Source organism: Legionella micdadei (assembly GCF_000953635.1).
Taxonomy (GTDB): Bacteria; Pseudomonadota; Gammaproteobacteria; order Legionellales; family Legionellaceae; genus Tatlockia; species Tatlockia micdadei.
This window is the reverse complement of record NZ_LN614830.1, coordinates 2,306,544-2,327,669: the sequence shown is the minus strand read 5'-3', so window position 1 is coordinate 2,327,669 and position 21,126 is coordinate 2,306,544. Positions and strand designations below refer to the sequence as shown.

Here is a 21,126-nt window from a genome sequence, read left to right as displayed (position 1 = left end):
CTAAGCTTTGCATTATTTGGTATAATTATAAATCAGACTGTTCCTTTTTTCTTTAAAATTTAACACCCACCAACTATGCTTAGATTTTGAGGGATCGAGAACAAGATGAGAAAAAAACTATTTTACAGATTAGGAAGGATTATTTTTGGGCTGCGTTGGAGTATCGTTCTTATTTGGGGAATAGTTATTACAATTTCTATACCGATTCTTATCCATTCAATCCCCCCTTTTAAAAGTACGGGATTTAGCGACGAAAACTCTACAAGCGCTAAAGCCCAACATTACATCAACAAGCAATTTGGTTACAATGACGCAAATAAGATTTTAATTATCTATCACAGCCCTAGCCTTTTAGCTAATCAAGCTCTTTTTAAAAGCAAAATAAAAAAATCGCTTTCAGGATTAAAAAATTTTCCAATTGGGCATGAAATAATTCTACCTTCCGATAATAAAAAGCAAATTTCCAAGGATAAGCACTCCGCTTATGTGGTAATCATTTTTAAACGTCATGAAGTACTCTCAAACAAAGAGTTAGTCCAAATCAGATCGTTGATAAAAAAACCTTCTAATATGACCATTGTGTTTGGAGGGCAAGCGGCATTTATTGATGAGATTAACAAACAGACGCAGCTTGATCTCTATCGAGCTGATTTGATTGCAGCGCCGGTTGCGATTATTACTTTGCTTTTCATTTTTGGATCGTTAGCTTCGGCCTTACTTCCTATTATATTGGGCGGAGGGTGTGCCCTGGTAATTTTATCATCACTTTATATTATTGGACAAAGTTGGACTCTTTCAATTTATACTTTAAATATTGCTTTATTATTAGGTCTTTGTCTTAGTCTAGATTATGCCCTGTTTATTATTAATCGCTTTCGTGAAGAATTTCATAAAGGGAAAAAGCCGGAAGAAGCCCTTGCGATTACTGAAGAAACCGCGGGAAAATCTGTTTTCTTTAGTGGATTAGCTGTTCTAGTCAGTTTGAGTGCTTTATTTTTATTTCCTGTGAATATCTTATTTTCCATGGCTGTAGGAGGTATTATTGCTGTCATAGTTGCAGTAATGAATGCGGTTTTAGTATTACCTGCATTTCTTGGGATTATTAAAAGCCGTATCGATTTTTTAACCATTAGATTAACTAGAAGAAATAAAGGGAACCGGTCTCCTTTTTGGCACTGGTTAGCTGAAAAAATAGTAAATAAACCTCTTGTTTTTTTCTTTCCGATAATTATTTTTTTATTGGTGCTTGGTTATCCGTTTGCTTCAGCTAAATTTGGTATATCCGATTATCGTATAACCCCTAAAAACTCGGATAGCCGGCAATTTTTTAACAGTTATGAAGCGTATTTTGATCCCAAAGAGTTAACCCCAGTTGTCCTATTAGTTCAATCTCCAAATGGCTACATTTTATCAAAAAATAATATTTCAAAATTACATAATCTTGTAAGGAATATCAAAGCCAATTCGTTAGTAAAAAACATTATCGGCATTATTTCATCTGATTCAAAATTAAATAGCAAAGAATATTACAATCTTTACTCGACTTCTAACGATGTTTTGCCAGCAAGTATTAAAAAATTACTATCCACGACTACCAGACACTCATTCACAGTGTTGGATGTTAATAGCAAATACAGCATTAACTCTGAACAAACAACCGATTTAGTTAAGAAACTAGAAACCATTAGGCCTCCATCGAAACTTGAAGTGGAAGTGACGGGAACACCTGCTATCAATGTCGATGTTTTAGAACGAATTTTTAAAATCCTTCCCTACGCTATAGTCTGGATAATTCTCCTTTCCTATCTAATCTTGCTTCTATTATTGCGTTCCTTGTTTTTACCATTTAAAGCCATTTTAATGAATTTATTAAGCTTATCAGCTTGCTATGGCGCTCTCGTATTGGTTTTTCAGGATGGGTACTTGGCCAACTATCTTAATTTCGAAGTCCAAGGCATTTTAGATGTCAGCTTATTAGTGATAATTTTTTGTGCCTTATTCGGATTTTCTATGGATTATGAAGTGTTTCTATTGTCGAGAATAAAAGAAGCACACCAAGAATATAACGATAATAATAAGAGTATTGTTGTGGGCATTGAAAAAAGCAGTCGCATTATTACCTCAGCAGCTTTAATCGTAATTGTTATTTGTGGTTCTTTTTTGGTCGCAGATGTCTTGATGGTGAAAGCGTTTGGACTCGGCATTGCAGTTGCTATTTTTGTGGATGCATTTTTAATTCGTACACTGTTAGTGCCTTCTACGATGGCGCTTTTGGAAAAATGGAACTGGTATATTCCTAGATGGTTAGATAAATTTTTACCCGAATTATAATTATTCAGGAGATATATAGGCTGCATTTGAGGAAGTAGCATCTTGAAAAATACCTCCCGCTGCTTGGTGTTCTACTTTTTGCCACAAGTAAAAGAGGGTGCATTATCAAAAATTCATGTTTCCTTTAATGAAAGTTCTGATAGAATTATCAACTCGATTCATTAAGGGATTAATATGATAAAAAAAATCTGCCTAAGTGCTGTTTCCTATTTATTCGCTTTTGCTACTTTTGCATGTCCTAATGCTTTACCTACAAATGATCCGAATTTTTGCGCTTCCTTCAAAACTGCTGCCAAATGTTATTGCACTTCTTCGGGTGTGCCTTCCGGTATGTGTGAGGATATGCATCAGCTTTATTCGAGGATGGTCGCTGTATATGGTTCATTAGAAAATGCTTGCCGAGCTCAAAAGTATACCACTATGGAAGATTGTTTGAATAATTGGAATTGTTACCTTTATGGGATAGATTCCCATCAACGAGTTTGCAGTCCATATTATAGCAGATGTCCTTAGATCTTAATCAAAGAGAAAAGGTTGCCTAGTGATTTTTAAGAAATTTACGCGATGTAGCTCATTGTTTTTATTGCTATGTTCCTCATTTTGCCATAGCAATGAGGCTCAATCCTTTCCTTTCAACCGAGCATTCTATCTGGGGGTACTTGGCGGATATGGTTCGACTACTTGGAGAGGGTTGGTGCCTACAGTAGAAAATCAGAATTCAGCCCTAAATTTATCCACTCCTATTCATGTGAGAGAGGGGGGGGGCGTTTGGGGAGTATTAGCTGGGTATGAAATTATTCCAGCATTTGCCTTGGAAGCAAGTTACATGCACTTTCCTAAGGCAAACGTTTTCTTTGATCCAGACAGTCTTTTCAGTTTTAATAATAATGACTTGGTAACATTAGTCACCAACACAGATACATTAAATTTAATGGGTAAAATTATGCTGCCCATTTCAAATACCCGGTTCAGAGTATACTCAAGTGCTGGCGTTGCCGGGGTACATCGCACCGATATCCTGACAAAAGATTGGCGTCTTAGCCCCACTTTTGGCGGAGGAATAAATTATCTTTTGAATCCCCATATCATGTTTGAAATTGGTGGAAATTATACAGCAGGCTATGGAGAGTCCCAGCTAAGTCCGACTGACTCCTATTTCCCTTTTCTTTATTCTGTAATGGCGCGATTAAGTTATCGTTTTTAGAATGGTATAGAGCAAAATTAAAGACTTGATTTAGATTTAATAGCAACGATAGATGGAATAATTGTATAAGGATATGATTATGTGGGTGAATCTTAGGAATACTCTAGGACCTCTCTTTCTTATTTTAGTATGCCCTCCTTTTGTAATGGTAATGTGGTTCACGAATACGAAATTAGAAGGTTCTTTCTCCACATTATGGAATAGTATCTCTACAGAAGGCGTTGTTAAGACCCTCTATTACTTGTGGCAACCCTATTTTTGGGGTTCTGGTTTAGCCTGGGCAATGATTGGTGGTTTTATCCTTTTTGAAGCTGCTTTAATGCGCTTATTGCCTGGAAAGGAATTCCAAGGACCAATATCACCAAAGGGATATATACCGACCTACAAAGAGAATGGATTATTAGCTTTTGTGATAACAATTGTCACATTTTCCTTTGCTTCTTTTGGATTACACTTATTCCCTGCAACAATCCTTTACGACAATCTCGGTAGCATTCTAGGCGCACTCAATATTTTTAGCCTTGTTTTCTGTGTTTTTTTATATATCAAAGGGCGGGTTTTTCCTTCGACAAAGGATGCAAGTGTCACTAAAAATTTCTTATTTGATTACTATTGGGGGGTAGAATTATACCCGCAAGCTTTCGGGTGGCACATTAAACAATTAATCACTTGTCGTTTAGGTATGATGAGTTGGGGGTTATTACTTATTTCTTATTGTGCCAAACAAGCAGAATTGACTGGATTAGCTAATTCGATGGTGATTTCTGTCTCTTTACAAGGCATCTATATAGCGAAATTTTTTCTCTGGGAAAAAGGTTATTTGCGTTCACTGGATATCATGCATGATCGAGCAGGATTTTATATTTGTTGGGGCTGCCTAGTTTGGGTACCTTGTATCTACACTTCGCCCAGTATGTTTCTTGTACTACACCCTGTACACCTAAGTTTGGGTTGGGCATGTCTTATTTTTACTCTTGGAGCGATTAGCATCCTCGTTAATTACTCAGCAGACAAGCAACGCATGAGGGTAAGAGAGACAGCGGGTAATTGTAAAATTTGGGGTAAAAAACCGACCATTTTGTTAACGCATTATAAAACTGCGAAAGGAGATATCAAAACCAGTATTCTGCTTGCTTCCGGCTGGTGGGGAATTTCAAGGCATTTTCATTACATTCCGGAGGTAGCGGGTGCCTTTTTTTGGTCAGTTCCTGCGCTATTTACTCATTTTGCACCTTATTTTTATGTTTGCTTCCTGACAATTCTACTTATGGATCGCGCTTTTCGTGATGATAGGCGCTGTGCTAAAAAATACGGTCTGGATTGGGATAAATACTGCTCGCTTGTGCCTTATAAGATAATCCCATTTTTAATCTAAGGTAAATGAATAAGCAAAGCCAATTTTTTTAAGTAATCACGCTCTGAGTGGACTAAACTTATTTTAAGTTAGTAATCTTGTAGTTGGAGATGAGTATGAAACATGAGAAATTTATACATCGTTTAGTGGTTGAATTTAAACGTAAACTAAATGAGCTTTCCACCGAGCAATTGGAAAAATTAAATCCGCAAATTACGCTCACACCGGCAGTAGGACATGAAGCTGGAGGTTCAACAGCCAATCTCCGCAAAAAAAGGCCGCCAACTTCGCCTTCACTTCCTGTAGAGCCCCAAAAACCAGGCTCGACAATTCCTCCTTTACAAAAGGCAAATTAATTCCGAAGGCAGTTAAGGGGTAAATTGAAATTGAAACCTGCAACATAATGCTTTAAAAACATAAAAAGTTGAATAAATTTGCAATATGTTGCAGAAGGATGCTTCTTTATGAATCATCTCGCCTATGCTGCTATTTCAGCAATCTCTTCATCGAGGAAGTCAGCTGCAGTTTATAAAGTAAATTCAGTTGGCCTATTAATGATTCAGTTTTCGGAAGTGGATAATGCTCCCATGCTTCTTTTAGGTATAAGCTATAATTAACCACAAACTACAATACTGCTAAAATCGGAAACTTTAAAAAGAAGGGGGTCAGGATGACTAATTCACGAATTGACTTTTACAAAGTTTCACCAGAAGCGGTTAACGCGATGATGGGTCTTGAAAAATTCGTTAATAATTGTGGCTTGGATAAATTACTACTTGGGCTTGTAAAATTACGTGTTTCTCAAATAAATGGTTGTACTTTCTGTGTAGATCTACATTCCGCGGAAGCGCTTAAAGAGGGTGAATCACAAAGACGGTTAAATGCTGTTGCGGTATGGTATGAAGCTCCATTTTTTACCGAACGTGAGCGTGCTGCATTAGCTTGGGCAGAAGCAGTGACATTGTTATCCGAAACTCGTGTACCTGATGAAGTTTACCAAGAAATACGGAATCATTTTAGTGAAAAAGAAGCTGTTGATCTTACTATGGCCATAGTAACAATCAATGGGTGGAATCGCCTTGCGGTTAGTTTCCGTAAATTACCTTTAAAATAGAATACAATGGGAAAAATATTAAGCGCCTGATGAGCTATTTATTTGCGCTAAGGAGAGAATTAATTTTATAATTGGGCATTTTCTTGTGCAATATACTTCTTTTGCGAGCACGTTTTATGCCCAGTTTTTTTAGTGTTATCAATGCAGGTTATCATACTCTTGATGCCTTAATAAAAGGGCCACCTAAGACGCTCGAGGAGATGCATACTTCACAGGAAGCTCGCGCACAAACCTTTATAGAGTTAATGCGTACTCAAAGCTACAAACCTCACCAGATCGAGGCTAGACGCCAATACTGGTGTGCCCAAACCCTTTTTTTAGCGCAACTGATAAGATCCAATATTAAAATTTTAGAAATAATTGATCCGCCAGTTTCTATCGATAACGAAGTGGGTTTAGCCGAGGTAATCGATAAATTAATTACTGCGCTAAATAACGAAGGGAATTTGCAGAAATTTCTTGACCTCTTGCAGGCAGATTGCTGTTCCATTGCGACAACTGCTATCACCAAAAGAGACGGCCAATCTCCTCCTTCCTATTCAGGAATCCAATTTTTTAATGGAGATGTCATCGAATTAATTCAAGAATTGTCAGTTCAAGGGCGCATTGTTGTGGTAGATAATGCACCTAATTCCCACCGTGATGGTGCTGCCAAATACTCTGCGGGCTCAGTCGAAGAACTATTTTCGCGATATACGGATTCTGCGCTTAAAATGGCGCTTCATTTTACTGATGTTCATCAACGCAATAAGGACGCTGGTTATTATGCTTTTGCAGAGGATTCAAAACCCCTTGACGTAGCTGATTATCAAAGACGTTATTTACAAATGGTTCTTACCATTTGTGCCAAACTGCTTAAGCAAAGCGAGACCTATTTAGAGTCTCAAGAATTTTTTGATGATTTATTTAATTCATTTCCGAACCAAGACGAGGAATCATTCCAATTACCTGTTTATTTTGACATCCAGAATAATGCCTACGAAGTTCCAGTGGACGGTGGTTTTGTCTCAGAGCATTGGTTTGTAGATACAAAAAACCTCACGACTGTAGAGGGAATTTTTCAACTCCTTGAAACACCTAATACGCTTACTCCAATAAAAGTAGTCAGTTATGCAGCGCCTGATTTACGTTTAATTGAAACTTCCCCTTTAGATGCCAGAGCGTCATCGAACAAACGATTACAGCTTCCGACGGAAGAGGGTAATTTAGGCTGCATGCTTACAGCAGGTATTTCGCTACAATGCAAACAAGCGATTGAATTGGCGGAACAATATAAAGCAAAAGGAATAGAACAGCCTATTGCTGTCGTCTTTATAATGCCTGGTTGTGGTGCCTTTATGAATCCAGAAAAAAGTACCGCAGCACACTTTATTAGCACCATCAAATATTTTTATCCACAACTTGCAGAACAAGGCATCCATTGTTACGTCGCAGAATATAATCCTAAACTTCACCGGATACTTAAGCAAACCAGTGAACTATGTGATTCGCAACTTGGGGAGTTCAATACACTAATTAATGATCTGACTATCTCATCTATTCGTCAGCAAGCCATTATAGTCAGAGAACGGATGGTGAATCTCATCGAGAATGAGGGTTATACAGAAGATGTAACCAAGCATCTTGCACTGACTATTAGATTACTAAAATCGAAACCAGGGAATGAATGCAAAGCGATTGCGGAAGAATACAAGCAAAATGCCTTACAGATGCAAGGAAGTGCCAATCCATTGAGGAAAGCGCTTGGTGCTGCCATGTTTGCTCTAGGTATAGCGATAGCTGCAACTGGATTTATTCTAAGCAGCACGGGAATGGGATTGCTACCGGGGATGGGTGTTGCAGCTGTTGGGGCGTTGATGGCCGGTATAGGTTTTGGTTTATTCAGCCATAATAAATATAGGGGGCTTACACAAGCGACATGCGAATTAATTGATGAAACCAGCAACGATGTAAGCGAAGCTGATGGAAGTGGGCTCCTTCCGTAAGGATAAAATCATAGATTGTTTTGGTTACGATAAACTAATCATTCATTGCCTTTCTTCATTTTACCCATTAAATAACTTCTCTATTTACCATCATTAAGTAAATTTATGAGTGAAAATTAATACAATTGCACTGTAGGTTCTTGTTTCAACCGGATTATAGTTGTTTACTGTATATAGTGAATAAATAATCATAGGGTTGAAGGGATATGCTATTACAGGTAGGACGATGTAAAATTGAATCTATTTTAGGTGATATTACCGAGCAATTGGATATGGTTGCTATTGTCAATGCAGCAAATGCACGACTGCGCAGAGGAGGCGGTGTGGCTGGTGCTATCCATAACGCCGCAGGACCTGAACTTGAAAAAGAATGTCAGGACTTAGCACCAATAAAGCCAGGGGAGGCTGTCATTACCAAAGCTTATAGCTTACCTAATCAGTATGTCATTCATTGTCTCGGACCTGTTTATGGTGTGGACAAGCCCGAAGATGTTTTATTAGCCAATTGTTATCGTAATGCCCTTCACCTAGCGGATAGTAACCAAATCACTTCAATTGCTTTTCCCGCTATTTCAACGGGTATATTTGGTTATCCTATTGAGCGAGCTACTGAAACTGCCCTAAAAACCACTTACCAAATAATAGCGACGCTTAGGAATATAACGCATATTCGATACGTGCTTTTTAGTCCTAATGATCTTAGGATCTATGAAAATAAACTCGCAGAAATTTTTGATAAAAAAGCAGCCATGGATGATTAATTTCGATGATTAAAACATCGGGATTATTTGCAAAGGACAAATGTAGTTATGAAACTATTATTAATAAGGATTATATCATTTGCTTTTGGTTGTTATTCAGTCTTTGTTTTTGCAGACACTGTCAATAAAACTATAACAAGTAGTGTTAAATCAGAACAAAATACAGAAAGTGATGCGTATGTGACACCCCAACCGTTCTGGAATCTATATTATGATTTTACTGGGCATGAAGACCCAGGATATCCGAAAGGTAAGATCAATATTTCTAAAGCGTTATTTCAATCAGAAGCGAAAAAAAACAGTGAATTAGCCCATCAAAATGATGGACCATTAATTCTATTCATCAATTCTACACTCTATGTTTATAACAATGATCGTCAATTAGAACTCAAACAAATAATGCGCACGGCACCGAATTCTGGGTTCACTGAAATGACAGCAGTATCTCATATTGGTCCTGCCCTGATGTATCTCGCACGAATAAAGGAAAATGGCGATATCAGTTGGAAATCGCAAATGGAGACGTTATTAAAAGATGTTAAGGCAGTAAAATCAGTAAATAAGCAGAGTCAAAATAATTGGCTGGAACAAGTACTTGCACCCGCTTGGAGCCCCTATATCACAACAATTCATAATATGGTTGATTATGCCTGTTCTATGGCAGGGAACTATATGCGCGATGTCCTCAATGGAAAACAAGCATTTGATTTGTTTGCCTTACAGGATGACTTCCTTAATGGCAATAAAGCTTACCCAATTCCTTATAATAATGTGATGGTTGGCACATTTATGTTAACCGCCTTACAAAGCATGGATGCGATCCATAGAAAAATGACTCAATTAAATATTAATTGGCCAAAAGCAAAAGTCATTATTCGTTTTGTTGCAGGGAGTAATGTTTCGGCAGGTCTTACTAAAGGAAGCAATTGGTTAGCTCCATTTGTTGTAGCACTTTCGAATAATGCCTTACCTTCAGAGCGAATTTATATCGCTCCCTATGCAGATGTTAAACCATCGTTGGGTGAAAAAGAAATGACCCAAGCTGATTATGATTATTACAACTATTCTGTTTGGGACTCGAGAAATAATAGTACAATCATTGCAAATGCTGTTTTTACCAATATTACTAGTATCTTTATTCCTGAGCGTCCGGCCATTCCTGGCGATTATCTTTATTCGAAAGAGCCTAAGATTGAGGATTTCTTAATGCGCTTAAAGTATTCATTAGCCGAACCGACTGAAATGTTGTCCAATACAGTTGGTTTTTGGATGGCTGGTGAGCTTGCTGCAAAAAATTGGGATTACAACAAAATTAATATACCGGGTATTACCACTGGATTTCCACAAGGCATACTTACCTATCCAAGTAATAACCCAGAGGTACAATGAGGGGAACTATTGCCCCGTTTGAAAGATCTGTAAGTAGGGTAGGGAGTAATCTATCTACTGCATTGAGAAGAGGGAAAGACAACACTACGCCAAAATAGATTTGCCACTCAGTGTAATAGGCTTCTGCCTGTAGACACTAATGCTAACCATTGCACAAGGATGAATTTTAATGAAAATGATTAATCTTATTTTTTGCTCTGTACTTGTATTTCAATTACAGCAAGCTTATGGAACAACTATCCACGGAGCTGCAAATGTTACGCAAGAAATACAAAATATTAAGGAAGATAATTATATTATACCTCAGTACTCATTTAAAAACGGTCAAAGTTTAAATAATCTGAAAATTCATTATATTACTGCGGGGAGTGCAAAAAGAAACAAGCAAGGGGAAATTGAAAATGCAGTGTTATTCTTGCATTGGACGGGTGGAAGCGGCAGTGAAATGTTTAAACGCTTCGAGAAAACACTCTTGGCTCCAGGCCAGCCTTTTGACGCACAGCACTATTTTCTAATTTTTCCTGATAATATTGGCCAAGGGAAATCAAGCAAACCGAGTGACGGCTTGCGGATGAAATTTCCAAATTATAGTTATCAGGACATGGTGCAATTACAACATCGGTTAATTACGCAACATTTAAAAATATCGCATCTAAAAATGATTGTGGGAACCTCAATGGGGGGTATGCACAGTTGGATGTGGAGTGAATTATATCCGCAATTAATGGATGGAGTCATGGCGATTGTCTGTCTTCCTAAAGCAGTTGACGGACGAAATTTACTGTGGCGAAAAATCGTGGTGGAAAGTATAAAAAAGGATCCTTCTTGGCAAAACGGAAATTATAAAACCGCTCCCTATGGAGTCAAAGCAGTGTGGCCTTTTGTAGCGATGATGGTGGATGGAGTACCGCATATGCAACATATCATTTCGAATGCGGAACAGGCTGTCAATTACGCCCGCTCAGCGATGATCGGGAGTACAAAACAAGATGCAAATGACATTATTTATGTTATGGAAGCATCAAGAGACTATAATCCAGAGCCCCATTTATCGACCATAAAAACCAAAGTATTTGCTCTGGATTTCACGGATGATGCTTTGGATTCACCTGAATTTTATCGCATGCCTGGATTAATTAAAAAAGTAAAACAGGGTCAATGGATCCTGCAAAAAGGTACAGCTGACTCGCATGGTCATTTCACTCTCCTTTACCCAGAATTATGGGCGAATCAAGCAAAGCGTTTTGTAGAATGGATTAACCAGGGACAAACGCCAAATTCTTAATCTTCAGACAAGCGCTTGTTTACAATTTAGGTCTAACAAACACTGCTTTCTGCGGAAAAAGCTTTACTTTACACAAAATCAGGGAGATAAATAGGATTGGTTCCTAGTCGAGAGCCTGGGTTTACAAATTTGGGGATTTCTTTTAGGTTGTCAGTTTTGGCCCTAATATAATCTAAACGGCACATCAGAGAGCCTTCAGCATTAAAATTTGGATGCGTTTTAGCTTTCTTTTCCAAGTTATCTAAAATCTGCTTCAAAGTCCTATCACCCTGTTGGAGTGATTCAATTGCCTCATTCACTATGCTGTGGTGATGACGATTCCAATGACCGGTGAAAAATAAACCGAGAGAAGGTAAGCACCAATTTTTCTTGCTGTAATCGATCAAGAGCCTTAACACGTTACCTTCGACTGTGTCATCTTCAACCCATAGGTCTTTGTAGGCCGGCTCGAGCTTTTCGTGAAAGCGTAATTGTTTTGCGGCCTCTGCGGTACCTATTTCTTGCAGGAATTGATGTTGCTCTTTGCTGAAACCAAATTTCGCTGGTTTTCTTAAATAGTCCAATAATTTTTGATTCGCATTGGCCAAATAGTTTCGCGGTTGGGAATCTAAAAAATTGTCTATGGATGGTTCATCTGCCTTTGCCAATTTAGATAGGGCAATAAACACAGCAATAAAATCAGGTGCATATTTTTGGTTTTTTTGCGAAAAATCAACATTAATCGTTTCCCTGGTATACGGGCAAATAATTTGATTCTCACTCAAGGGTGAACCATCCTTTTGCAGTAATTTTTGCCTATTTTCTTCAACGATGGCTGTCTGTTTTTGGAACATTATCATCGCAAAATTAGCTAGCGAAAATGGAGGATATCCACCCTGGAGCATTAGGCAAAAAATGAGATTAGCTATGTCAGCAACAGGTGAATCAATTTCAAACATTTGGTTTAGGAGAGGAAAATTATCAGGCTGGAGTAGGATAGTAAAAAATGCGATTCTCTCCATGGAAATAATTTGCTGGATATTTAAGCCACGGCGAATCAATTTTTCCAAGGCCTCTTTAATAAGCTTCTCTCTCGGAGGTAAATCTTCTGCAAGCCGCATGGCCACCATTATACCAGAGTTATCGTGATTCCCCTCTCGAACTATGGTACGGGCCTCGGCATTTTGTCGTAATGATGCTTCTAATGAACTTTTAGATAAGAGACGAATCCCATGTGGCTTAACCTGATTAGCATAGGTAACGAATACAGCATCACTGGGTATTTCCATGAGAGCGGCATCTTGGAAATAAGAACTTGCTTCTTTAAGGCGTGTTTTATATTGACTAAGATTGATGAGAGAAAGTACCAAAACAAAAACCCCCATTCGGCTATTGGCTAGGTATCAAACCAAAAAATCGACCAATTCGCCAAAAATTACACATTTTGGCCATTCTAAATGGAAAAATGCCCTTTTTCAATAAGAACCTGCGAAGGCATTTGGCTAGGAGTTTACGGTTTTTGAATGAATGCCTTTCGTATCGCACTTTTTGTACTTTGGTTGCAACTCTTATGTCAAAGGTAGTTTTTTTACGTTTTCTTTTCAGGTGTTCATTAGAACGTATTCAGGGGTGAATGCTCCTGACTATTCTTACTCGTCTCTTCAGGAAAGCCTTGTGCCCTTTGTTTCTCAGAGTCATTTTCTTGGAGCTTATCTTTATAACACTGCTCAGCATATTTGTAAGCAAAAATGTTTTTTTTAACATGTTCTGGTGTTTGGTTTCTAAAAATATAGATTTTTTCTGGCTGGCCATGTATCTGGCAATAATCAGTATGTATTGACAACGCCGGCATAACAGTTTTGATATTTTCTAAAATTCTATTTTGTACAGTTGTATCAATAACCGTTGCCACGATATTGGATGGGTACATGTACACGTTTTTTACCTCAAGATAATCGAGAATATTCTTTACTTTGACAAAGGTTGTTGCATCGGCCCAAGATTGCTTGATTAGCGAAGTATGTTGAATCACGGCTCGTACATAATCATAACCAAATAATTCAAATAACGAATTAAAATGCACAATGATATTTTGATTGAGATAATGAACACCACGCGAATTGTTTCTGGATAATTCGTCATCAACGACTCTTACGTATAAGTGTTTATACCGTTCAAGGAAGGCGGGTAAATGTTGAAAAAATACCTTACGTGTCCCAGCTTTCTTGTCATCCTCCATAAATGCCCTCAAGGCATACCAAAAATTGTAAACTAGGGAGCTATTGTCAATTAAAATGATTTTGGGTGTATGGATTGCGTTGCCTAACATACATGCCAATGAAACCGCTCTTAACCCTGATGTGGCAATAAGAGCAATTTTTCCCTCCGATTCTTGAAATTTATTTAAGCTCAATGGCATACCAGGATCATTACCCACAACAAAAGTAGGATGATTCGTTTGATATCGCGCTTCTAAAGGGTGGATGGCGTATCTTTTTCTTACTAGGAATCCACGGCAATGCTTTTGTATAGTAATGGTGGCCTTTTCTTGAGCTGTATTTTCTGTATTTGGATTTTCGTATTTGTTTTTCATATCTTTACTTTTTACCGAAAAATGCTTATGCCTGCGTTTTGTTGCTACGTCTGGCTTTAAAATGAATAAGTTACAAGCGAAACTGCCAATGTATCTCTTGTTTCCTATGGCTATTTATTAAAAAAAATTGACAAAAGTAGCAAAATTTTTACTTTCTGTCCAAATAGAAAAGTACAGAATGCATCATATTTCCTGCTGAAGGAGTATTTAAAGTGGGTTCTAAAGAAGAATAGCCAGGCTAGCATCCTTTACTAACGGGGTGTTAGCACAGATCATCTAACATAATACACTCTATTATTTAAGCATAAGCTTTTTGCTAAATAAGTATTATCTAATAAGGCAATTGGGAGTGGCCGGGTTTGGGTTTGTAGACCCAGCCCGGATTTCAATGATTCAATAAAAATTTATTGTAGACAATTGACGGTTTTTCCTACTTTACCTCCATTTACCCCTTGGCATTGTAGTCCGGTATCAACATATACTGAATCAAATGTAATCGGATTGCATTTATTGTACTTGCCGCAAAATAGTTGCGCGGGGCCTCTTGAGTTTTCAGCAGTAATGTTTTGGTAGCTTATATTTTGTATTGCTACATAGGAAGTTCTCCCATTATCGCTATAGCTTAAATCATAGAAGATTGGGCGATGAACATTGTCCATATGGATGTCAGAATAATGCACGTAACTAACTATTCCTTTTTTAGTGTCAGAGCAGTCTTTTTTATCGCAAGCTGTCTTAATCCGTAACCCATTTTCGGAGGAGTGAAAGTGAACATTAGTTACCTCTATATTGGAGACCACTTGTTTTACACCGCTGCCAATGGAAATTCCATGGCCATACCATAAATCAACATTACTGATTTGAATGTTGGTAGACGGTTCATTAACTGCATTTATTGCTATGCCGTCATCTCCGTTATGGATATTTACATTGTTTATTTTCATTTGATTGATTGAGCCTACATTAATACCATCGGTGTTAGGTGAATTTTCTGGTGAATTAATAGTCATATCATGAATGTTTATATTTTGCCCGCCCCTTATCATGACATGAAACCGTGGCGAATTATGGAGCTGAATATTACTCATTTCCAAGCCATTAATGTGATTGATGTGCACAAGAAATGGACGGCTATTAGAGGAAGCCTTATTCCACCAACTTCCACCTTGGCCATCGATAATACTTGTATTTGGGTCTGTGCCACTTAACAGAAAATTGGAAACATTCACTAAATTAATTAACCCTTCATTATCGCTCCAGCTAGTATCCCCTCTTTCAGGAGCAATTAGGGTCACATTTGCATCTAAATGAAGATTAATTTGGGACATTTTCTTGATAGTAAGCGGTTTTAATAGATATTGGCCTTGTTTAATATTCAGGGTGAGATTGCCATTGTATTTGTTTATAACTTTATTGAGTTGATCGGTTAAGTCATCACCGCTACCCGAAAAATCACAAGTTACATTCCCGAGTGCCAAATTTTGACAGGATACGTCAACGGCCCAACTGAGGTGGGAATATAGTGCTGATAAAGGTAGGGTGCATAAAATGATTTTTCTTAATCCATTCATTCAACAATCTCCTAACGTACTAAATTCAACTAGGTTTCAGTGAGGCTCGAATCAAATCGAATCTCGCAATTCATAACAGGAATTAGACAATAAGCTAAGGCGAGTGATAAATCAATAAATTGAGATTATTCAAAAGATTATCGGTAACTAAGACTTATTAAAACTTTAGTGATTTCAACTAAAGATAAAGGTGTCTATTCAAACAAATAACTATAGGCGCTTTCTGTTAAAAATGCATTTTCATGATATACCTGTAATTCAATCCGACAATGAAGCTGGTCTGTCTGAATGACATAAAAACTGTTGTGGTTATCTTTTCTGCGTGGGCTTAATAGGCTTCCTGCGTGTAAAATAACGCAGTTGATCTTATTTTCTTGGGTAATGTTTTTAACATTGGCATAATGTAGGTGTCCGGTGCAAACTAAATGAATGGGGCTTTGCTGCAAGTACTGAATAAAATGCTCCGCATTATTTAACGGATGATGCATGCCTGAAAATTGATACAAATTATGGTGAAAAAAAAGAATGTTTAATCGTTGATGCTTGGTTGAGAAATGAGTCTGAATCCGATGAATCACTTCATGACTAAATTCCCCATTTTTTATTCGATAAGGTGTCGCACTGTTTACACCTAATATGTTTATTTCTTCATTTTCAAAATGGGAAAATAGCTCTTTTGAGACATATTTCTTGTATTTTTTAAAAGGCGATAAAAATCTTGCTATAAAATTGTATAATGGAATGTCGTGATTGCCAGGAACCATCAAAACAGGCGTAGGTAATTGCTGCAAAAAATTTTGGAATAAAAAATACTGTTTTGTTCGAGCCCGGTGGGTGAGATCGCCAGAAATGATAATTAAATCCGGTCTTATTCTCTTTAAATGCTCAAGGAAAGGCTCAATAATGGCATCCACATGTAGACCAAAATGAAGATCTGATATATGAACAATACGCATCATGGCTTCACCAGTATCCTGAGGGATTGAGGCAAATTTTGATAGTAAAGGGGCGGCTTCATCTCCTCCCAATCACCATCTAAAGAAACCCTAATTCTACTCCGCTTAGGGAAATCAATTTCTAATGAATCGTTAATCTCTTTAAAGATGAAATTAGTTTCTTTTCCAAAGAGGATATTAATTAATCTTTGTAGTCCAATTTTACCGTGTTGTATGTAGTACAGCCCCAGCAAACCTCTAGTTAACTCTTCTCTTTTGAAGGTTAAGGGAAATTCAAAGCAGTAAATGTTGTTACTAATCATTAAAAATGGGCTTAAAATATAGGAATTTAAAGAAGTACTTTTAATTTTTGCTTCAAAAACATCATGCTTTTTTAATGCTTCTATCAAACTAGGGAAATAACTAATCCACTTATTATACTTTTTTGAATATGCATCTCTCATTTTGGCAAATTTCGGATAAATACCAACTGAAGAATTATTAATAAAAATCTTTCCATTCACTGAGGCTAAATCAATGGTCATAGTTTTAAATTCATCGATACAGCTAATCATATCCTGGGGATTCTGCGGAAGGTTTAATTCTTTTGAAAAATGATTTAGAGTACCTAGGGGAAGGATACCGAAAACAATTTTACTACCTGCACAGTAATGCGCTGCTGTCCGGATCGTGCCATCACCACCACCAACGATTAAAAAAGGATATTTAGGAGCAGTTTCCTTGATCGTTTGCTCTATGTCCTTGGAGTTAACCTGATGAAGTTGGTAGGATAAATTTGCCTGAGCAAACTCATCCAAGTACTGATTAACATCGTGAGCATTTTTAGCATCCTTATTTATTATTATCGCGAAAGGATGGGTAGAGAGATGTTCTTTGTTAATTTTTATAGCCTTTACTGTAATTGCCTTATCTTAATATTTAGCAAAAAAATACTTTCCCTGCCTGTGATCAACACAAAATATACCCACGACAAATAATTTACCGTTTTCTGCGAAATCTGATTATTTGAAGGAAATTCATTGGAAGTCTTGGTGAATTGTTATCGATGAACCTTGTGAACTTTGTTGGCGGCGGCCCATAAACATTAAGGAACCGCCAATATAGTGTAAGTCAAATGGGAGTCCTATAGGCATTTTTCGTACAGTTTTCAAACCAACTATACTTTCTTTATATAAAGATTGATGGCAAGAGACCAATGTCCGAAAGAGAATTAATAGCTGCAATTAAACAAGGGAATCTGGAACAATTCACAAGATTACTGCAAGGCATATATGAAGACAATTTTCTGATTACCGATGAGAATGGTAATACCCTCATGCATCTTGCTGCCATTTATGATCAGCCTGAAATTCTTAAAATCCTTATGGAAAAAGCGGAAGGTTATGATAGTCCTATTTGTGAAATAACCAATGACAATGGATTTACTCCTCTTGAGTGTTGTTATTTATATTCCTCATCGAAGGCGATGTCGTTACTGCAGTCAAAATCAACAATAAGTCCTTCATGTGATATGGTTATTACCCAGCAATACGAAAAAATGACGCGTATATCCCCAACCGGTCTTCGTAGGGAGGGGTTTAGTAAAATTGCCATCATAGCAAGTGCGTTAGGTGATATTAACGCATTACGAATCCTTATGGCTATTGCGAAGGATAAAGAAGGGTTATTGCGCGTAAAAACAAAAGATGGTTGGTCTGGAATTCATTTTGCTGCTTACAACGATAGACTGGATCTCATTCGATTATTCCCTGAAAAAATAATACAAGAGGTAACAGATAATCAAGGCAATACCCCGCTAATGGTTGCCGCACGAAGAGGAAATTTAACGATTATTCAATACTTGCTTGAAAAAGGGGGGGACCTGCATGCAAAGAACATTCATAGGGAAAACGCGATTGTGTTAGCTGCTGAAAATGGACAATTGGAAGTAATTGAGTTTTTGGATAAAAAAAATGCCGATCTGATGGCAGTCAATGATAAGGGCGAAAATGCCTTAATGCTAGCGGCTCGAAATGGGCACATTGACACCGTCAATTACTTATTAGCGCGGGGTATACGGACGGATCTATTAAACAATCAAAGTAAAACAGCATTTCAACTTGCTCTGGAATCCTCCCAACTTAAGATTGCTGAATTGTTTATTACCCATTGTACCGTACAGGAAAAAAACCAAGCTTTGTTTGATGCAGTAATCCGAAAAGATTTAGAGGTGGTGCAATGGTTAGTCGAGCAGGGAGCTTCGCTATCAGCCACGGATAAATTCGAAATGACCCCAATGCTGTTAGCTGTAAGTATAGGCGACATAAAATTAGTCGATTATTTTCTTAGTCTAGACTCCGCACCTATCGATAATAAGGATAGCGAAGGGGATAACTTACTGTTTTTTGCAATAAAAAAACGCCAAACCGCTCTTGTTAAGCATCTCGTTGAAAGCGGTCTTTTTTCATTAGAGGATAAAAATTTACAAGGAAAAACTCCTTTGCTAGCGGCCGCAGAAGTTAATTCCGATGAGATCGTCGAGTTCCTTCACCAAAATGGAGGGAAATTGGAGGTTCAAGATAATGAGGGAAATAACGCTTTGCACTTGTTATTTGCGAAGGGATATATGGGCTGCGCCCTGAATTATATACATGCTCATGGCCCCACATTGTTGCTGCAAAAAAATAATAAAATGGAAACTCCCTTGCATACCGCTATTGTGCATAAACGAAATTATGAAATAGCTGAAATATTACATTTAGTTGCTTCCGATCATGAGGTAAAAACAGATTTAATTGAATCAAGGGATGATAAGGGCAATACTGCTCTATTATTAGCTGTTGAATGTCATAATATCGAGGCAACAATTTTGTTTTTGGCAGCAGGAGCAGATGTTATGGCCAAAAACGATAAAAATCAGTCCGTCATTACTATCACATACTTGCATTCATTTCCTAACGAAATTCTTAAACAATTATTTGATAATTACCAGATTGATTATAGAGACTATATAAATCGCCGAAGGCTTTACTTTATCTTTGGTGGAGAGAAGTTAAACGAGGTTCTTAAATTTCCGAATACCGAGGTGAAATTTGGTTCAGGCTTATTCGATGAGGGAGTTAGTGTTCTTAATAGTTATTTAAGTGCTTTCATTAAGGAAAAACATCCTGAGTATTCTAAACACTTTAAGCAACTATTAGGATCTTTAGATAAGCTCCAATATGATTCTACCGTTTCAGACATATTAAGGCATTTAGAAAATGGGAAAATGGCTTTTCAAGCAACGGGATTTTCAGGCCATGGCGTTCTCGCTACTTTAAAAAAAAATCCAGATGGCAGTATCAAACTCTCACTTGCCGAACGAGGTGCACGAGTTGGGGGGGCACCTTTTTTGAATGATGAAAAGAAGAAATTTGCCTCGGTGCGGTCAATTATTATTCCAGAGGAAAAATGTCAGAGGGTAATCGAGCTTTTATATCAGGCGAGAAATGAATCTATGGCAAAGGGAGTAGATATTTTATTTAATCAAATACCGGATTTTGTGGGGCAACCATATCAATTTTCTACTATTTATCAGAAAAAATTCATGGATATCTGTTTTTACAGCAACCCTAAAACGGGTTTATATGAACAATTTATTGAGATTCTTGGGGCAGAGGAGGGAAAAGTCTTCTATAAGGAATTTGAACTATACATGCGAGAACAAGAATTAAATCACTATAAGGAATTCCGTGAGCTCAATTTTCCAGGTGAAAATTTACAAGAAAATCCTATTATTTTGGCTGCGCAAGAGCTTATTGAAAAAAGACATGCCGCAATACATACTTCATCCTTTTAGGAAATGGGTTTAATAAGAAAAACCCTGCTTTGTCCTTTACTATTACACGAAAAGATAAAAATATGCAGACTAATACTCGAAATTTAAAAGAAAGTCTTTGCTTAACATTACTTATGAGTTTCTCTACTTATTTGCTTTCCTTTAATCTTGAAAAAGATCGTCAAGAATTAAGTAGAGCTGATGGGATGGGCATTATAGGTTTTTATCTAAGCTTTATTCTGACTCTCTATCTAAGTGGAAAAACTATATACAATTCTGGTTCCACAGCCTTTACAATCTGGGGTGAACGCCGTCGGCGAATCCAACTTGAAAACTACAAAGAAAATTTGGTTAGTATAAAAAATAAAGTATATGATTTAGAATTGCGCTTTAGCAATTTATCATTTGAGGAGAAGTCAGCCTTGTACGCTGATGGACTTGTTGATAAGGATGCTGTTGGAACTTTCTTTCTAAAATTTCAATGTCCTATTTCACACCAACTAATGGTCGATCCGGTTGTAATCTGCGTTAGTACTAATGAGGGTGAAAAATATGAGACCTATGATGGAATCTCAATTAGGGAATTCATTTACCTGAATCCTTCACTGTCATCTAGTCCTCTTTCCAGATTACCTATTGTGAAGTCTCAAGGTGAGATAGTCCTGAGCCCCGACTCACTAAAACAGGAGCACAAAGAATATTTACTTCAATTAGAGGAAGCAATAACTAACTTGGAAGCTAAAAACCGGTTGAACTTCAACGGATAAATTTTAAAAATAATATTGAAAACAAAAAATTAGGGATATTT

General features: G+C 37.3%; 17 protein-coding genes. 12 read left to right on the top strand and 5 right to left on the bottom strand.

Translation table 11 applies throughout. The annotated features are described in order from the left end of the window. The first annotated feature begins 105 nt into the window (after positions 1-105). The 10 genes from LMI_RS10380 to LMI_RS10335 all read left to right on the top strand — a co-directional run bounded on the left by LMI_RS10380 (position 106) and on the right by LMI_RS10335 (position 11,423). Entirely contained in the window at positions 106-2,331 is a 2,226-nt protein-coding gene (locus LMI_RS10380; protein ID WP_045099738.1) for an MMPL family transporter, read from the top strand. Between the two features lie 541 nt (positions 2,332-2,872). Continuing rightward, the gene (locus tag LMI_RS10370; RefSeq protein ID WP_045099736.1) at positions 2,873-3,535 is read left to right on the top strand and encodes an outer membrane protein; all 663 of its coding nucleotides are present in this window, start codon (positions 2,873-2,875) and stop codon (positions 3,533-3,535) included. Positions 3,536-3,614: 79 nt separating this feature from the next. Then, complete coding sequence (locus LMI_RS10365) at positions 3,615-4,910, top strand: phosphatidylethanolamine N-methyltransferase family domain-containing protein (protein ID WP_045099735.1); 1,296 nt, start codon at positions 3,615-3,617, stop codon at positions 4,908-4,910. 95 nt (positions 4,911-5,005) lie between these two features. Next, positions 5,006-5,245, top strand: coding sequence for a hypothetical protein (locus LMI_RS10360; protein ID WP_045099734.1), 240 nt, complete (start codon positions 5,006-5,008; stop codon positions 5,243-5,245). 108 nt (positions 5,246-5,353) lie between these two features. Next, the gene (locus LMI_RS15350) at positions 5,354-5,506 is read left to right on the top strand and encodes a hypothetical protein (RefSeq protein WP_153280304.1); all 153 of its coding nucleotides are present in this window, start codon (positions 5,354-5,356) and stop codon (positions 5,504-5,506) included. Between the two features lie 53 nt (positions 5,507-5,559). Further along, complete coding sequence (locus LMI_RS10355) at positions 5,560-6,003, top strand: carboxymuconolactone decarboxylase family protein (RefSeq protein WP_045099733.1); 444 nt, start codon at positions 5,560-5,562, stop codon at positions 6,001-6,003. Positions 6,004-6,119: 116 nt separating this feature from the next. Further along, positions 6,120-7,988 (top strand): hypothetical protein, encoded by a 1,869-nt coding sequence (locus LMI_RS10350; RefSeq protein ID WP_052679534.1) that lies wholly within the window; start codon positions 6,120-6,122, stop codon positions 7,986-7,988. A 206-nt stretch (positions 7,989-8,194) separates the two neighbouring features. Then, on the top strand, positions 8,195-8,749 hold the full coding sequence (locus LMI_RS10345) for a macro domain-containing protein (RefSeq protein WP_045099732.1): 555 nt from the start codon (positions 8,195-8,197) through the stop codon (positions 8,747-8,749). Between the two features lie 48 nt (positions 8,750-8,797). After that, on the top strand, positions 8,798-10,138 hold the full coding sequence (locus LMI_RS10340; protein ID WP_045099731.1) for a DUF5624 domain-containing protein: 1,341 nt from the start codon (positions 8,798-8,800) through the stop codon (positions 10,136-10,138). A gap of 169 nt (positions 10,139-10,307) precedes the next feature. Next, a complete protein-coding gene (locus LMI_RS10335) occupies positions 10,308-11,423 on the top strand; it encodes an alpha/beta fold hydrolase (RefSeq protein ID WP_045099730.1) in 1,116 nt (371 codons plus the stop codon). Positions 11,424-11,491: 68 nt separating this feature from the next. Here LMI_RS10335 and LMI_RS10330 read toward each other — a convergent pair whose 3' ends face one another. The 5 genes from LMI_RS10330 to LMI_RS10310 all read right to left on the bottom strand — a co-directional run bounded on the left by LMI_RS10330 (position 11,492) and on the right by LMI_RS10310 (position 17,361). Beyond that, positions 11,492-12,772: a DUF5617 domain-containing protein gene (locus LMI_RS10330; protein WP_144405779.1), complete on the bottom strand. Its 1,281-nt coding sequence runs from the start codon at positions 12,770-12,772 to the stop codon at positions 11,492-11,494. 242 nt (positions 12,773-13,014) lie between these two features. Next, the gene (locus LMI_RS10325) at positions 13,015-13,995 is read right to left on the bottom strand and encodes an IQ calmodulin-binding motif-containing protein (RefSeq protein ID WP_045099728.1); all 981 of its coding nucleotides are present in this window, start codon (positions 13,993-13,995) and stop codon (positions 13,015-13,017) included. Between the two features lie 404 nt (positions 13,996-14,399). Then, positions 14,400-15,566 (bottom strand): glycoside hydrolase family 28 protein, encoded by a 1,167-nt coding sequence (locus LMI_RS10320; RefSeq protein ID WP_045099727.1) that lies wholly within the window; start codon positions 15,564-15,566, stop codon positions 14,400-14,402. A 194-nt stretch (positions 15,567-15,760) separates the two neighbouring features. Then, a complete protein-coding gene (locus LMI_RS10315) occupies positions 15,761-16,525 on the bottom strand; it encodes a metallophosphoesterase family protein (protein ID WP_231852143.1) in 765 nt (254 codons plus the stop codon). Then, positions 16,522-17,361, bottom strand: a complete 840-nt coding sequence (locus LMI_RS10310) for a diacylglycerol/lipid kinase family protein (protein ID WP_256324295.1) — start codon at positions 17,359-17,361, stop codon at positions 16,522-16,524. Before LMI_RS10310 ends, LMI_RS10315 begins: the two co-directional genes overlap by 4 nt. A gap of 356 nt (positions 17,362-17,717) precedes the next feature. On the opposite strand from LMI_RS10310, the gene LMI_RS10305 reads away from it, so the two are divergent. Continuing rightward, entirely contained in the window at positions 17,718-20,339 is a 2,622-nt protein-coding gene (locus LMI_RS10305; protein ID WP_045099725.1) for an ankyrin repeat domain-containing protein, read from the top strand. A 62-nt stretch (positions 20,340-20,401) separates the two neighbouring features. After that, complete coding sequence (locus tag LMI_RS10300) at positions 20,402-21,085, top strand: RING finger protein (RefSeq protein ID WP_045099724.1); 684 nt, start codon at positions 20,402-20,404, stop codon at positions 21,083-21,085. Positions 21,086-21,126: the final 41 nt, after the last annotated feature.

Bases quoted from the DNA above. Each gene is read 5' to 3' on its own strand.
- LMI_RS10380 (WP_045099738.1), top strand. From the start codon at position 106: ATGAGAAAAAAACTATTTTACAGATTAGGAAGGATTATTTTTGGGCTG.
- LMI_RS10365 (WP_045099735.1), top strand. From the start codon at position 3,615: ATGTGGGTGAATCTTAGGAATACTCTAGGACCTCTCTTTCTTATTTTA.
- LMI_RS10360 (WP_045099734.1), top strand. From the start codon at position 5,006: ATGAAACATGAGAAATTTATACATCGTTTAGTGGTTGAATTTAAACGT.
- LMI_RS15350 (WP_153280304.1), top strand. From the start codon at position 5,354: ATGAATCATCTCGCCTATGCTGCTATTTCAGCAATCTCTTCATCGAGG.
- LMI_RS10355 (WP_045099733.1), top strand. From the start codon at position 5,560: ATGACTAATTCACGAATTGACTTTTACAAAGTTTCACCAGAAGCGGTT.
- LMI_RS10350 (WP_052679534.1), top strand. From the start codon at position 6,120: ATGCCCAGTTTTTTTAGTGTTATCAATGCAGGTTATCATACTCTTGAT.
- LMI_RS10345 (WP_045099732.1), top strand. From the start codon at position 8,195: ATGCTATTACAGGTAGGACGATGTAAAATTGAATCTATTTTAGGTGAT.
- LMI_RS10340 (WP_045099731.1), top strand. From the start codon at position 8,798: ATGAAACTATTATTAATAAGGATTATATCATTTGCTTTTGGTTGTTAT.
- LMI_RS10335 (WP_045099730.1), top strand. From the start codon at position 10,308: ATGAAAATGATTAATCTTATTTTTTGCTCTGTACTTGTATTTCAATTA.
- LMI_RS10325 (WP_045099728.1), bottom strand. From the start codon at position 13,995: ATGAAAAACAAATACGAAAATCCAAATACAGAAAATACAGCTCAAGAA.
- LMI_RS10320 (WP_045099727.1), bottom strand. From the start codon at position 15,566: ATGAATGGATTAAGAAAAATCATTTTATGCACCCTACCTTTATCAGCA.
- LMI_RS10315 (WP_231852143.1), bottom strand. From the start codon at position 16,525: ATGATGCGTATTGTTCATATATCAGATCTTCATTTTGGTCTACATGTG.
- LMI_RS10305 (WP_045099725.1), top strand. From the start codon at position 17,718: ATGTCCGAAAGAGAATTAATAGCTGCAATTAAACAAGGGAATCTGGAA.
- LMI_RS10300 (WP_045099724.1), top strand. From the start codon at position 20,402: ATGCAGACTAATACTCGAAATTTAAAAGAAAGTCTTTGCTTAACATTA.